The 12497-nt window shown below is 73.0% G+C and carries 13 protein-coding genes; 6 read left to right on the top strand and 7 right to left on the bottom strand.

The window, feature by feature from the left end; translation table 11 throughout:
- Positions 1 to 8: 8 nt before the first annotated feature.
- Complete coding sequence (locus HGB44_RS24450) at positions 9 to 590, bottom strand: DUF3090 domain-containing protein (RefSeq protein WP_061081378.1); 582 nt, start codon at positions 588 to 590, stop codon at positions 9 to 11.
- A gap of 194 nt (positions 591 to 784) precedes the next feature.
- Here HGB44_RS24450 and HGB44_RS24445 point away from each other — a divergent pair, with 194 nt between their 5' ends.
- Positions 785 to 1228 (top strand): SgcJ/EcaC family oxidoreductase, encoded by a 444-nt coding sequence (locus HGB44_RS24445; RefSeq protein ID WP_061081379.1) that lies wholly within the window; start codon positions 785 to 787, stop codon positions 1226 to 1228.
- 156 nt (positions 1229 to 1384) lie between these two features.
- Here the strand turns inward: HGB44_RS24445 and HGB44_RS24440 are convergent, their stop codons facing one another.
- Positions 1385 to 2179 (bottom strand): MSMEG_4193 family putative phosphomutase, encoded by a 795-nt coding sequence (locus tag HGB44_RS24440; protein WP_061081411.1) that lies wholly within the window; start codon positions 2177 to 2179, stop codon positions 1385 to 1387.
- Positions 2180 to 2567: 388 nt separating this feature from the next.
- On the opposite strand from HGB44_RS24440, the gene HGB44_RS24435 reads away from it, so the two are divergent.
- Positions 2568 to 3521, top strand: a complete 954-nt coding sequence (locus HGB44_RS24435; RefSeq protein WP_210752104.1) for an aldo/keto reductase — start codon at positions 2568 to 2570, stop codon at positions 3519 to 3521.
- Positions 3522 to 3738: 217 nt separating this feature from the next.
- Here the strand turns inward: HGB44_RS24435 and HGB44_RS24430 are convergent, their stop codons facing one another.
- Positions 3739 to 6015, bottom strand: a complete 2277-nt coding sequence (locus HGB44_RS24430; RefSeq protein WP_061081380.1) for an LLM class flavin-dependent oxidoreductase — start codon at positions 6013 to 6015, stop codon at positions 3739 to 3741.
- Between the two features lie 99 nt (positions 6016 to 6114).
- On the opposite strand from HGB44_RS24430, the gene HGB44_RS24425 reads away from it, so the two are divergent.
- Together HGB44_RS24425 and HGB44_RS24420 are read left to right on the top strand one after the other, a co-directional pair.
- A complete protein-coding gene (locus HGB44_RS24425) occupies positions 6115 to 6816 on the top strand; it encodes a MarR family winged helix-turn-helix transcriptional regulator (RefSeq protein ID WP_082768428.1) in 702 nt (233 codons plus the stop codon).
- Between the two features lie 166 nt (positions 6817 to 6982).
- Entirely contained in the window at positions 6983 to 9004 is a 2022-nt protein-coding gene (locus tag HGB44_RS24420) for a helix-hairpin-helix domain-containing protein (RefSeq protein ID WP_061081381.1), read from the top strand.
- A gap of 334 nt (positions 9005 to 9338) precedes the next feature.
- Here HGB44_RS24420 and HGB44_RS24415 read toward each other — a convergent pair whose 3' ends face one another.
- The 3 genes from HGB44_RS24415 to HGB44_RS24405 form a co-directional block, all read right to left on the bottom strand.
- Positions 9339 to 9524, bottom strand: a complete 186-nt coding sequence (locus HGB44_RS24415) for a DUF397 domain-containing protein (RefSeq protein ID WP_061081414.1) — start codon at positions 9522 to 9524, stop codon at positions 9339 to 9341.
- A 61-nt stretch (positions 9525 to 9585) separates the two neighbouring features.
- Positions 9586 to 9762, bottom strand: a complete 177-nt coding sequence (locus HGB44_RS24410) for a DUF397 domain-containing protein (RefSeq protein ID WP_061081382.1) — start codon at positions 9760 to 9762, stop codon at positions 9586 to 9588.
- Positions 9759 to 10565: a helix-turn-helix domain-containing protein gene (locus HGB44_RS24405; RefSeq protein WP_168444128.1), complete on the bottom strand. Its 807-nt coding sequence runs from the start codon at positions 10563 to 10565 to the stop codon at positions 9759 to 9761. Before HGB44_RS24405 ends, HGB44_RS24410 begins: the two co-directional genes overlap by 4 nt.
- A gap of 309 nt (positions 10566 to 10874) precedes the next feature.
- Between HGB44_RS24405 and HGB44_RS24400 the strand changes: the two genes are divergently transcribed.
- Positions 10875 to 11327 (top strand): ATP-binding protein, encoded by a 453-nt coding sequence (locus tag HGB44_RS24400; protein WP_061081384.1) that lies wholly within the window; start codon positions 10875 to 10877, stop codon positions 11325 to 11327.
- Between the two features lie 184 nt (positions 11328 to 11511).
- Positions 11512 to 11724, top strand: coding sequence for a hypothetical protein (locus HGB44_RS24395; RefSeq protein WP_061081385.1), 213 nt, complete (start codon positions 11512 to 11514; stop codon positions 11722 to 11724).
- 133 nt (positions 11725 to 11857) lie between these two features.
- Here the strand turns inward: HGB44_RS24395 and HGB44_RS24390 are convergent, their stop codons facing one another.
- Complete coding sequence (locus HGB44_RS24390; protein ID WP_026114701.1) at positions 11858 to 12484, bottom strand: TetR/AcrR family transcriptional regulator; 627 nt, start codon at positions 12482 to 12484, stop codon at positions 11858 to 11860.
- Positions 12485 to 12497 lie beyond the last annotated feature (13 nt).

Raw genomic sequence — 12497 nt, 5'->3', positions numbered from 1 at the left:
TCCGCGCCTCAGACGAGGCTGTCGGGCCGGTAGCCGTTCTGGCGTACGCAGATGTGGCCGTTGGGGTCGAGCGGGCGTCCGCACAGCGGGCAGTCCGGACGTCCGGCGGCGACCACCTTCAGCGCGCGTCCGGCGAAGGAGCGGGCGGCACCGGGGGTGAGGTAGACGCGCAGGACGTAGCGGTGGGCGGGGGCCTCCTCGGCGAAGACCTCCAGCTCCTCCTCGTCGTCCTCGATCAGGTCCTCGCCCGCGGTCTCGTCGATCTCCTGGGCCTCGATGATGACGCGGGCGGCCTCGGCGTCCCAGGCCAGGGCCAGGGTGCCGACCCGGAAGTCCTGCTCGATGGGCTGCTCCAGGGGAGCGTCGTCCTCGGGCGGGGCGGTGTCCTCCGGCGGGGAGCCGAAGCGCCGGTGCACCTCTTCCAGTAGTTCCTCGATGCGGGTGGCGAGCGCCTCGACCTGCGCCTTCTCCAGAACCACGCTGGTGATGCGCCCCTCGCCCACGGCTTGGAGGAAGAAGGTGCGGTCTCCCGGCTGGCCCACGGTCCCCGCGACGAACCGCTCCGGCGGATTGAACTGAAAGACGGGCATGCCAAGAACCTTACGGGATGCGGGCGTCCCGGCGCCAAACCCGCCGGACGCGCTGGTGGGCCCGGGTGGGGCCGAAGGGCCGGGCGCCGGGCGGATGCGCGCCGCGCCACCGGGCCTTGACTTCAACAAATGTTGAGGTTGTTGATTCGTTCCAGCGGGACGGACCACCGCCCCCGAGAGGAACGGACGCGACCATGAGCGACACCGAGCAGACCGAGACCCGTACCGGGACCCGCCGGAGCCCCGAGGGCCCTACAAGGGCCCTGGCCGAGATCCACGGTCTCGTGCGCAGCCTGCAGAACGCCTTCAACGCCCACGACCCGGTGGCGCTGGCCGACCACTACGCCGGGGACGCGCTGTGGGCCTCCGCCGGAGGCAGGCGGATGGTCGGCTCCGCCCAGATCGCCGAGTTCGCCAAGGAGGTGGCGCCGAGGCTGGCGGACTCCTACGCCCGGTACGAGGTGGCCAACCTGCTGGAGATCCGCCCGGACGTGATCGCCGTGCAGGTGGCCCAGACCGCGGTGGACGCGGACGGGGAGCCGACCGGCGCTCCTGCGGGCAGCGCACTGTACGTCTGCGCCCGGGGCGAGGACGGCTGGCGCATCAGCGCGGGCCAGAACATGATCGTGGCCCAGTGACCCGCTGGTCCGGGGAGGCAGAGCGCGACCCGGGAGGTAGGGCGGGCCAGGGGAGACGAAACGGCGGCCGGGGCCTCCAGCACGCCTGACGGTCAGGCCGTGCCCCGGTGGGCCGCTGAGGCCTCTCGGCGGCCCACCGGGGCGGGAGCGGGCCGGTCAGGGGGCGTCGGCGGCGGTCTCCTGGGAACCGGCGCCGCCGCCCACGGCCGCGTCCCCGCTGGCCTCGGCGGGGGTCGGCAGGCTGGCGGGCAGGCTCTCCCCGGTGTCGTTGAGCTTGTTGAGGAAGGGACGGGTGCGTGTGTAGGTGATGGAGGTGACCGAACAGGGGTCCACACGCAGGCGCTGGAAGAGGTCCAGGTGCATGCCCAGGGCGTCGGCGACGATGGACTTGATGATGTCGCCGTGGCTGCACACCACGTACACGGGCGGGTCCTCGGGTGCGGACGGGGCGTCGGCGGCGGCGGACGCGTGCGGCGCCGAGAGCAGACGGGCGTTCCAGTCGCGCACGGCCGCGACGGCGCGGGCCGAGGAGGCGGCGAGGGCCTCCCCTCCGGGGAAGCGCGCGGCGCTGGGGTGGTCCTGCACCACGCGCCAGAGGGGTTCGTCGGACAGCTCGCCGAGACCGCGACCGGTCCAGGAGCCGTAGTCGCACTCGATGAAGCGCTCGTCGGTGGTGACGGGGACGCCGAGCTGCGCGGCGACGGCCTCGGCGGTCTCCTGGCAGCGTTCGAGCGGGCTGGAGACGAGGACCGCCGGGCGGAGTCCGGTGAGCCGACCGGCCAGGTGCGCGGCCTGGACGCGGCCGGTGTCGTTGAGGTGGACGCCCGCGGCGCGCCCCGCGAGGCGGGGGCCGGTGGCGTCGGTCATCCCGTGCCGGATGAGGAGGAGGGTGACCGCCTCGGGCGGGGGCGGCGGGGTCGGAGTGTCCTGGGGTGCTGCGGGTGTCGCCATGGTCACAGGGTAGGCCCGGAGCGGACGGGAGCGCAGGACCCCGGCCGCGGTCGCGGGAACGGTGTGCCGGGTCGGGCGGGGTGTAGGCGGCGCCGCGTCGCCCGAGGGGAGCGGCGGCCCGGAGCGCACGGGGACGACGGCTCGCACACGTCGGCGGAAGCCGGTGTCAGCGGGGCGGACCGGCACGGGGCGGACCGTCACGGGGGCGGCTGGGCCCGGGGCGGTCCGCGGGGGCCTGCGGATCCGGGCCACCAGGTTCGGGCCGCCCGCCCCAGGGCCCGGGACACGGCCGTGCGCGCGGCGAACGCCCCGCTCACGGCCGCGTCCGAGGGGAGCGGAGGGGGTGTGTCCGGGGACGGCGTCGGACGGACGCGGTACTCTCCGCCGCATGGAACAGCGACAGGTGGGCAGATCAGGGCTCTGGGTCTCACGCACCGCTCTCGGCACGATGACCTGGGGCAAGGACACCTCCGAGGAGGAGGCCGGGCAGCAGCTCACCGCGTTCGTCGACGCGGGCGGCACGCTCGTGGACACCGCGGACATCTACACCGGCGGCCAGAGCGAGCGGATCCTGGGGCGCCTGCTGCGCGCCTCGGTGCGCCGCGAGGACGTGGTGGTGGCCACCAAGACCGGCCACACGCCCGACGGCTACCGGCCGGTGGACGCCTCCCGGCGGCACCTGCTGGCCTCCCTGGACGCCTCGCTGCGACGCCTTCAGACCGACTACGTGGACCTGTGGCAGCTGCACGTGTTCGACCCCGCCACCCCGCCCGAGGAGTCGCTGGCCGCGATGGAGACGGCCGTGGCGGCGGGCAAGGCCCGCTACGTGGGCACGGGGAACCTGGAGTCGTGGCAGTTCGCGACCCTGGCCACCTGGCAGCGCGCACGGCCCGGACGGGTGCCCCTGGTGAGCGTGGGAACCGAGTACTCGCTGCTCAACCGGAGCGCCGACCACGGTCTGCGGCCCGCCGCGGCGGTGGCCGGGGCCCACCTCATCGCGTGGTCGCCGCTGGGACGCGGCGTGCTCACCGCCAAGTACCGCAACGGGACGCCGCCGGACTCGCGGGCGGCCTTCTCCCACATGGCGCCGTACGTGGAGCCCTACCTGGACGACCGCAGCCGCCGGGTGGTGGAGTCGGTGTGCACGGCGGCCGAGGGCCTGGGCGTGTCGCCGCTGGCGGTGGCGCTGAGCTGGGCGCGCGACCAGGAGGGCGTGGCCGCGGCGGTGGTCGGTCCGCGCACCCTCGCGCAGCTGGAGGAGATCCTGGGTGTGGAGGGCGTGGAGCTGCCGCCCAAGATCCGCGACGCGCTCGACGACGCCACGGCGCGCCCCGAGCGCTGACGCCCCTCCTCCGGCCGGGGGCTCCCCGCTCCTCCCTCCTCCGGGGCCCGAGGGCGCGAGAGCGCGACCGGCCACGGCGGCCCCGGGACCGGCCCTTCCCCCGGGTCGCGCCGACGCGGGGAGCGCCCGCGCGCGGACGAGCGCTCCGACACCTTCCTCCCCGGGGACCGGGCACGCGGGGAACCCCGCACCGCCGTCCGGCTCCGGCGGGACCCGGTCAGCCCCGGGCCGCGGGCGCGATCGCGAAGTTCTTGTCGAACACGTTGTGCGGGTCGTACACGGCCTTGAGGGCCCGCAGCCTGTCCAGAGTGGGCTCGGGGAAGGCCCGCGCCAGCACCTCGGGGCCGGTGCGGGTGTCGAAGCTCAGGTACATGCCCTCCAGGTGCTTGTCCAGGTCCGCCCACCGTTCGTCCATGCGCGCGGCGCTGCGGGTCGCCGTCATGGCCGCCAGCGAGAAGTTCTGCGACCGGTGGGCGTAGGCGGTGGCGTCGGCCGCGACGTCGTTGACCGCGCCGCCGACCTGTCTGAGCTGCATGAACATGACGTCGCCCGAGGTGAGCAGCGCGGCCAGGCCCTCGGCCGAGTCCGGGGTGAGGTGGCGCAGCAGGCCCGAACGCGACTCGGGCAGCCCATGGCCCTGGTGCGGCCCGTCGGCACGCACGAGGAGGGCGGAGTAGGGCGCGAGCTGGGCGCGCTGGTCCAGGACTGGGCCCACGGACAGGAAGGGCTCCAGCGCCCGCACGGCCAGGTCGGTGTCGTCCCCGGCGTATACCACCATGGCCTGGGCCGTGGGCCCGCGTCCGCCGCGCGCGGGGCCCGTGGTGAGGAAGGCGGTGACCTCGCGTGGCGCGGCCTCGGCGACCTCTCCCCAGGCCCGGAGGAAGGCGGCCGTGTCGGTCGCGTCGTAGACGAACTGGCCGAGGACGACGTCGCGCACGGGGGCGGCCGTGGCCTCGACGGCGGTGAGCACACCGAAGTTGGCGCCCGCGCCGCGCATGGCCCAGAACAGGTCGGGGTGGTTCAGGGCGTCGGCGCGCACGGGCGTTCCGTCCGCGGTGACGACCTCGACGGCGGTCACGTTGTCGATGGTCAGGCCGTGGGCGCGGGCCATGTATCCCAGGCCGCCGGTGGTGGCCAGACCACCGACGCCCACTCCCCCGTGGTCGCCCGAGCTGAGGGCCAGGCCGTGGGCGGCGAGGGTGTCGGCGACCTCGCCCCAGCGGGCCCCGGAGCCGAGCCGGACCAGGCCGGAGCCGGCGTCCAGGACCTCGACGCCGTTCATCCGCGAGAGGTCCACGACGACGCCGCCGTCGCCGGTGGAGCGCCCGCTGATGCCGTGGCCGCCGCTGCGCACGTGCAGTTCGGCGTCCTGGGCGCGGGCGTGGGCGAGGGCCTCGGCGACCTCCTCGGCGCTGCCGGGGCGCAGGACCAGCCCCGGTGAGCCGTGCTGCATGTAGCCGTGGCGCACGCGGGCGTAGGCGCGGTCGCCGGGTTCGACGGCGTGCTCGCGCAGGCTCTCGGGGACGCCGTCGTAGTCGATGCCGGGGCGGCGCGCGGCCAGGGAGGCGGCGGCGCGGGCCGGACCGGTGGCGGTGCCCGCGTCGGCGCGTTCGCGGTCGACGGCCTCGCGCAGGGCGGGGGCGACCTCGGCGCCGAAGGTCTGGATGGTGCGCGGGTCGTCGGTGCCCACGATGAACGTGGAGTAGCCGTGTTCGAGGACCAGGGGCAGCAGGTCGTCGACCCACTGCTCGGGCGGGCCCTGGAGGAAGTCCTTGCCGGTGGGCAGGAAGGCGCTCTGGGCGAGGTTGAGCATGCGGCGGACCTGGCGGGGGTCGCGCCCGGCGGCCAGCGCGGCCTCGTCGATGGTCCGGTGGGCCTCGGCCATGTCCTCCAGCTTGAGGTAGCCGAGGCTGGGCAGCCAGCCGTCCGCCTTGGCACCGACCAGGCGCAGCATGCGGGGCTTGTAGGCGCCCAGGCTGATGCCGATCTCGTGGGCGGGCGCGGGACCGCGCTTCATGCCGCGCACGCGGTGGTGCTCCCCGTCCACGCGGACACCGCCGCGGGCGTCGGTGTCCCAGACGGCGCGGATGACGTCGATGCCCTCGCTGAGCGCGTCGACGGCCTGGCGCGGGGTGAGGCGCCTGCCTCCCATGGCCTCGATTCCGTCCCAGAAGGCCCCTGCGCCCAGGGCGAGTTCGAGGCGGCCGTGGGAGAGCAGGTCGAGGCTCGCGGCGGCGCGGGCGAGCACCCCGGGCGGGCGCAGGGGCAGGTTGAGGACGTTGGCCGACACCCGCAGGCGCGTGGTGCGCGCGGCGACCCAGCTGAGCAGGGTCCAGGTGTCGAGGAAGCCGGGGTTGTAGGGGTGGTCCTGGAAGGTGGCCAGGTCCAGTCCGGCCGCCTCGGTGAGTTCGGCGAGCGCGACCGTGCGGTCCGGGTCCTGCGCCGCGGGGGTGACGAAGGTGCCGAACCTCAGGGGGTGTCCGTAGTCGGGCATGGGTTCTCTCCTCGGGAGGAAGCCGAAACTAGTTTGTTGAATAAACGATGTTGACAACAACTTATCTTGTGTTCCACCTATTCCTGGTAGCCTCGGGGCATGGCACTCCCCACTCCGAAGCACGGCGGGTCACCGGCACAGGACGCGGCCCCGGTCGCCGACACGGCCGCGGGCCCGTCCGCGGTTCCAGGTGCGGGACAGGGCGCGGCCCCAGGCGCGGACCCGACCCCGGTCGCTGGCCCGGAACCGGGCCAGGACACGAACCTGGGGTGGTCGCTGGCCGTGGTTCTGCGCCGGTGGCACGAGCGGGTGGAGGCGGTCCTGGACGGCGTCCCGCACGGCAGCCGCGGCTACCACGTGCTCACCGCGGTCTCGCTCGACGAGCCCCCCACGCAGGCGGCCCTGGCCGAGCGGCTGCTGATCGACCGCAGCGTGATGACCTACCTCCTCGACGACCTGGAGGAGGCCGACCTCGTGCGGCGCCGGGTCGACCCCGGCGACCGGCGGGTGCGGCGGGTGTGCGCCACCGCGCACGGCCACGAGGTCCTGGCCGCGGTCAGCGAACGGGTACGGGAGGTGGAGGAGCAGGTCCTGGCGGGTCTGGACGCTCCCGCGCGCGAGCTGTTCCGCGGGATCGCCCAGCGCGCGGCCGTCGCCATCCAGGAGTCCTCCCCCACGACCGACCCGTGCGCGGCCGTGCGGCAGGTCGTCGGCGAGGGGGACCCGGCCGGGGAGCCGGGGAGGCGGGAGAGGCGGGGCAGGCGGGGGAAGCGGGAGAGCCAGGGGCGTTCGCGGGGTTAGTCCGCGGGGGTGGGGAGGCTCCGAGGCGCGTCCGGGAGGCCCGGGGCGTCCGGGGAACCGGGGCGGGCGTCGGCGGGCGGACCCCGGGAGCGGGAACTGAGCGTCGTCGCCAGTCGATAGGCTCCCCCAGAGTCCGTGAACCGTATGACGAGGGGAACCGCCCGAGGTGTCCGAGGCAGAACAGGTCAGTGCCGTCCTTGACCGGATGGGTGCGCCGGGCGCCCTGGCTCCCCGGCTGCTGGGCGTGCTGGGGCCGGGAGCCGCCGCCGCGCTGGACGCGAACCCGTGGCTGCTGCTGCGCCTGCCGCAGGTGACCGCGGAGCAGGCCGACTTCTGCGCCCGCAGGCACCTGGGCGAGGGCGCGCGGCCCGACGACCCACGGCGGCTGGCGGCGTTCACCGAACACGTGCTGCGGATGTCCGCCGCGCGCGGGCACACCGTGGTGGAGGAGAAGAAGCTGGCCTCGGTGGTCGGCAAGCTCGGGGTGGCCGACCCGGCCGCCGCGCTGGAGGCGGCCGTGGCCGACGGGAGCGCGGTGGTGCTGGAGAGCACCGACGAGGACGACGACGAGGACTTCGACTTCACCGAGGGCGGGGGCGGGGTGCCGGACCTGCCCGACACCGAGCTGTTCTACGCCCTGCCCGACGTGGGGCACGCCGAGCAGCGGCTGGGCGACCAGCTGCTGCGGCTGATCGGCGGCAACGAGCCGATCATGGACTCGATGACCGCGGGCGAGACGGTGGACGCGGCCGTGGAGCAGGGCGGGTTCACCATCTCGGACCGCACGCGCGAGGCCCTGGTGACGGCGACCCTGCGCCCGGTGACGGTGCTGCGGCACGGCCCCGGCGACGCCGCGGAAATCGCGCGGGCGCTGGTGTGCCTGGACGCGATCGCCACCGACAGCCAGGTGGGGATCGCGGTGGCGGCGCCGACCGCGCAGGCCGCGGCGGCGGTCAACGCCGAACTGGCGCGGGTCCGCGGGGAGCGGGCCGCGGCCGGGGGTTCCGAGGGGGCGCAGACTCCCGCGGAGACCGGCGGGAAGCCGGAGGCCGGGGGCACCGGGGCCGCGTCGGAGGCCGAGGACGCTGAGGAGGCTCCGGAAGCCGAGAGGGCTGAGGAGGCGGAGGGGTCCGAAGGGGCTCAGGGAGCCGAGGGCGCTGCGAAGGCGGAGGCCCCTGACACGCAGGGGACCGAAGAGGCCGAGGAAGCCCAGAAGACACAGGGAGCACAGGGGGCGCAGGAAGCACAGGGGTCCGAAGCGCCCCCGAAGTCCCCTGTGCGGGCGGTGTCGCTGCCGGAACTGCTGGCGCAGGCGCCGGTGGGTGCCGGGCTGGTGGTGCTCTGCGAGGCGATGTCGGTGGGTGCGGCCCGTGCCGCCGAGCTGGCGTCGGTGTGCGCGGACGACGCCCACCTGGTGCTGCTGGCCGACCTGAACCAGGCGCCGTCGGCGACGCCGGGCCAGGTGGTGGTGGACATCGCCGCGTCGCGGACCGCGCACGTGGCCGAGGTGGCCGACGACAGCGCGCCGGGTCCGATCGCGGAGCTGGCGGCGGCCGTGGCCGGGGGCGGGGTTCCCGAGGTGGAGGCGCCCGGACGCGAGGTCGTGCGGGTTCTGGCGGCGTCGGCAGAGGAGGCGGTGCACCGGGTGGTGCAGCTGGTGACGGACTCGATTCCGCGCGCGTTGGGGATCGGCGCCGAGCACGTACAGGTGGTGACCGCGCGGGAGGACGGCCCGGCCGGTGCGCGGGCGGTCAACGCCGCGTGCAAGGAGAGGCTGAACCCCGGCCCGGGTGCGCACGGCGGGTTCGACGTGGGCGACCGGGTGCTGTTCACGGCGGAGGGGCCCGGCTACGGGCCCGGTGACACGGGGCGTCTGCGCGAGGTGGACGGCGGCGCCGTGGTGGAGCTGGTCGGCGGCGGACGGGTGAAGGTCACCGACCCGGCGGCGCTGCGTCCGGGCTGGGCGGTGACGGTGGCCGCCGCGCACGGGGGCCGGTGGCCCGCCGTGGTGGCGGTGTTCCCTCCGGAGGTGCCGGTGTCGCGGCCTCAGGTGTACACGACGCTGACCCGCGCGACGCGGCACGTGTCGCTGGTGGACGCGACCGGCGGCGGGCTGGAGACCGGTGTGCGGGAGAACGCGGCCAAGGAGCGGACGACCCGCCTGGTGAGGATCCTGCGCGAGGGGTAGGGGTTCCTGCCTTTGCCTCGGGCAGTCATGAAAACGGACCGTCTGCCAGGGTGAACCCTCCCTACGGCGGCCGTGGCCCCACCCGCCGTGATCTTGTACTTATAGCGAGTTTGGGTGCTCGAACCTCGCTATAAGTACAAGATCATCGCAGGTCAGAACCCTTGCGCCACACCAGCAACGTTTCCGGCCAGTCCACACCCAGCTGCTACCGGCGGATGTTCCGAGGCCCCGTCGTGGCTTTCCGCGAATGCGGGGATGGCCCTCGGCAGCCACGGGGCGCACGACAGAAACCGGCCCTGCCCGGGGGTGGGCGGGGCCGGTTTGCGCTACTTCGTTACTGGCCGCGCACAGCAGCCAGCAGCGCCGTCCACTCAGAGGCCTCGGCCGACAGGTGGCCCAGCTCCCGGTTCTGGGTGTCACGAACGTGAGTGGTAGGCCCTTCCGCGACCTCCACGCAGTCCCCACCCCGGCCATCGCTGTAGCTGGACTTGTGCCAGGAACCGTTCTCGGCGGTGCTCATCACAGACCTTTCATTCTCGCATGGAGGATTTCGAGGGACCGTCGTGGAGACAGTGCTTCGGCTACTGGCCACGCACCGCAGCCAGCAGCGCCGTCCACTCAGAGGCCTCGGCCGACAGGTGGCCCAGCTCCCGGTTCTGGGTGTCACGAACGTGAGTGGTAGGCCCTTCCGCGACCTCTACGCAGTGACCGCCACCGCCGTCGCTGAAGGAGGACTTGTGCCAATCTCCGGTGCTCATCGCAGGCCTTTCATTGTCGAATCCAGCAGGTCAAGGGACCGGCGAGGGGACAGCGCTTCAGCCTGGAGCGCGCCGAACAGGTCGGCCATCTCCTCGACCTCTGGGGCGCGGTCGAAGGTGGTTCCCCCCAGAGTATGTTCCATCTGCACGGCCTTACGTCCACCCATGCTCATCAGCCGGAATGGGGCGCACAGGCCGCAGTGGTGACGCACGTCGTCCGGAATCACCTGGAACCGGATCGTACCTTGCTCAGCCAGCGCGATGATGTGCTGTAGCTGTTCGAACATCACCTTTTCGTCCCCAATGACCCTGTTGATCACGCCCTGTTCCACAACAGACCACAACTTGGGGCGAGTTGGGAGAATAGTACGCAGGCGGCTCGTGCGAAGCTTCACCACCTCTTCGATCTCCTCTGCGGTCTTACGGACCTGTCGGGCCGTGATGAGGACCCGAGCGTAGTCAGCGGTCTGGAGCAGACCCGGAACCAGGATCGGCTGGTAGTCCGAGATGGCGTCCGCGCGTCGTTCCATCTCCAAGGAATCGCGGAACCACGGCAGCACACCCGTCCCCTGGGTGACTTCCAACCAGAGGTTTTCGAGTTCGCCACCTGTTGCGAAGGCCCTGTCCAATTTACGGGCATGCGCCCGATTTGGCTTGCGTGTGGCCCGTTCTAGGTGACCGGCCATGCTCCCGGTGTGTTGTAGGACTTTGCCGATGTCCTCTTGAGACATCCGAGCTTGCGCGCGTAGTTCACGCAACCGCTCACCGAAGGGTTTCCATTCTGGATGGACCTTGTCTGTCACACAACCAGAGTGCAACAAGCCAACCAGGCTCGCAACAGATTGTGAGTTGTTGACCCTGTCTTGTTGTATCTCTAGCCCTCTGAGCTGTGCCTAGGCATAGTCAGATCAGAACCAGCAGATAGTTGTTTGCTGGGAGCCGGTGCCTTTTGTTGCTTGCAGCCTTTGCCTTATCCGAAGGGTCGAGGGCAGCTCGCACACTCCCCGTCCGGGATCGGGCGGGAAGGCCCCACACAGCAAAAGACGCCCCGGTGCCGAAGTAGAGAGCGGCACCCGGGGCGTAGGCCCACCCCGAGACACCCGAGGTGAGACATGACAAAGCCTATCGTCCAAGCCCCGGCGCTTCCACGCCGACTGTGCGGAACCAGCACCAAATCAGGCATTCTGCTCGGCCCCGACCTGGGCCACGTCAAGATCGCCCGCCGCTGGGCCGCGCAGGCCACCCGTTCCCGGCCGAGTCTGGCCGAACCGGTCAGCGTCGCCGTCTCCGAAATGACGACGAATGCCCTTCGGCACTCAGCGTCCGGGCTCCCCGGAGGCACCATCCGCGTGGAGATCGAACGCACCCCGCGCCACCTCGAACTCCGGGTGACCGACAACGGGCCCAAGCCGGGGGCGGCAGCCACGTTCCCACGCGTACCCGCCCCCGAACCCCTGTGCCCCGGCGGCAACGGCCTGCGCCTGGTCGAGGCCCTGTGCTCCTACTGGGACTGGAAGCAGCACTCCTGCGGAGCGATCACCGTACGCGCCGTCTTCCCCTGGTGACCCGTCCCCCGGTAGCCCAGCCCCTCCACACTCCGCGCCATCCCCCGTGACGGCGCGGACGAAGGGCCGGTGACCTCCGTACCGGCCCTGGGCCCCGCCTCCTCCTTCCCCGAAGAGGCGGGGCCACCGGTCACCCCACCCGCTCCACCGCTTCCACCACGCTCACGAACACGGAAAGCCCCTCATGCCCGACTACCGCGACCTCCTCGACAGCCGCCCCGACGTCCTCACCCCCGGCGAAGTCGCCGCCCTGTTCAACATCCGCACCCGCAGCCTGCACCGCGGCGAATGGGACAGCGTGCTCCAACCGTTCCGCACCCCGGGCGGAGCACGCCGCTACCCCAAGGAGAACGTCGCCGCCCTGCTGGTACAGCCGGACACCTCGACCTCCCCATGAACCTGCACGAAGGCCGCCCTCTCACGCCTCATCGAGTCCGGGCGGCCCAAAGGCGACACGGGGCCCGGTCACGCGGACCACAGCCGCAGCCGCGACCAAGCTCGCGGCCGGAAACGCGGCCGGAGTCAGCGGTTCAACGGGCGTACTGGCGGCACTCCCCCGTGAACACCGAGCCCAGTTCCGCGCGCAACGCCTCCCGTGCGCGCTCGGCGGCTCCGGGGCCGCCCCGGTAGACCTGGGTGGCCAGGCCCTCGGCCACGGCGGCCACGCGGGCGGCGGCCGCGACGGCGTCCACGTCCGCCTCCACCTCACCGCACTCCACACCGTTGCGCACCGCACGGGCGATCTCGGCGTGCAGCGCGTCCGCGGTACGGGCGTCCACCTCGGCCAGGGCAGGGTTCTCCAGAGCCCGTCCGGCGAAGACGCGGATCACCCGGAACTCCGCCCGACGGGGCTCGTCCAGGGGCAGGTGCTCGGCCAGCGCGGCCAGCAGGATCTCGGCGATGGTCCTCTCGTGCCGGGTCCCCTCGCCGACGACGTCCGCGACGCGGGTGGCGACGGCCGTGCTGACCCGCTCGAACGCGTGCAGCAGCATGTCGTCCTTGGACGGGAAGTAGTGCTGCACGAGCCCGACGGAGATCCCCGCACGCGCGGCCGTGCGGGCCACGGTCACGGCGTCCAGCCCCCGTTCGGCGATGAGCTCGCACACGGCGCCGGTGATCTGCGTGCGCCTCTGGGCGTGGTCTGCGGTTCTCGGCACCGGATAACCGTAT

Origin of the sequence: Nocardiopsis alborubida, from assembly GCF_012396365.1 — a bacterium.
Classification (GTDB): Bacteria; Actinomycetota; Actinomycetes; order Streptosporangiales; family Streptosporangiaceae; genus Nocardiopsis; species Nocardiopsis alborubida.
Note: the sequence above shows the minus strand (reverse complement) of the source record. Positions and strands in the feature narration are given on the sequence as shown.

Coding starts and splice junctions, on each gene's coding strand:
- HGB44_RS24445 (WP_061081379.1), top strand. CDS start 785: ATGAGCGACACCGAGCAGACCGAGACCCGTACCGGGACCCGCCGGAGC.
- HGB44_RS24400 (WP_061081384.1), top strand. CDS start 10,875: ATGACAAAGCCTATCGTCCAAGCCCCGGCGCTTCCACGCCGACTGTGC.
- HGB44_RS24425 (WP_082768428.1), top strand. CDS start 6,115: ATGGCACTCCCCACTCCGAAGCACGGCGGGTCACCGGCACAGGACGCG.
- HGB44_RS24430 (WP_061081380.1), bottom strand. CDS start 6,015: ATGCCCGACTACGGACACCCCCTGAGGTTCGGCACCTTCGTCACCCCC.
- HGB44_RS24435 (WP_210752104.1), top strand. CDS start 2,568: ATGGAACAGCGACAGGTGGGCAGATCAGGGCTCTGGGTCTCACGCACC.
- HGB44_RS24440 (WP_061081411.1), bottom strand. CDS start 2,179: ATGGCGACACCCGCAGCACCCCAGGACACTCCGACCCCGCCGCCCCCG.
- HGB44_RS24410 (WP_061081382.1), bottom strand. CDS start 9,762: ATGAGCACCGGAGATTGGCACAAGTCCTCCTTCAGCGACGGCGGTGGC.
- HGB44_RS24415 (WP_061081414.1), bottom strand. CDS start 9,524: ATGAGCACCGCCGAGAACGGTTCCTGGCACAAGTCCAGCTACAGCGAT.
- HGB44_RS24395 (WP_061081385.1), top strand. CDS start 11,512: ATGCCCGACTACCGCGACCTCCTCGACAGCCGCCCCGACGTCCTCACC.
- HGB44_RS24450 (WP_061081378.1), bottom strand. CDS start 590: ATGCCCGTCTTTCAGTTCAATCCGCCGGAGCGGTTCGTCGCGGGGACC.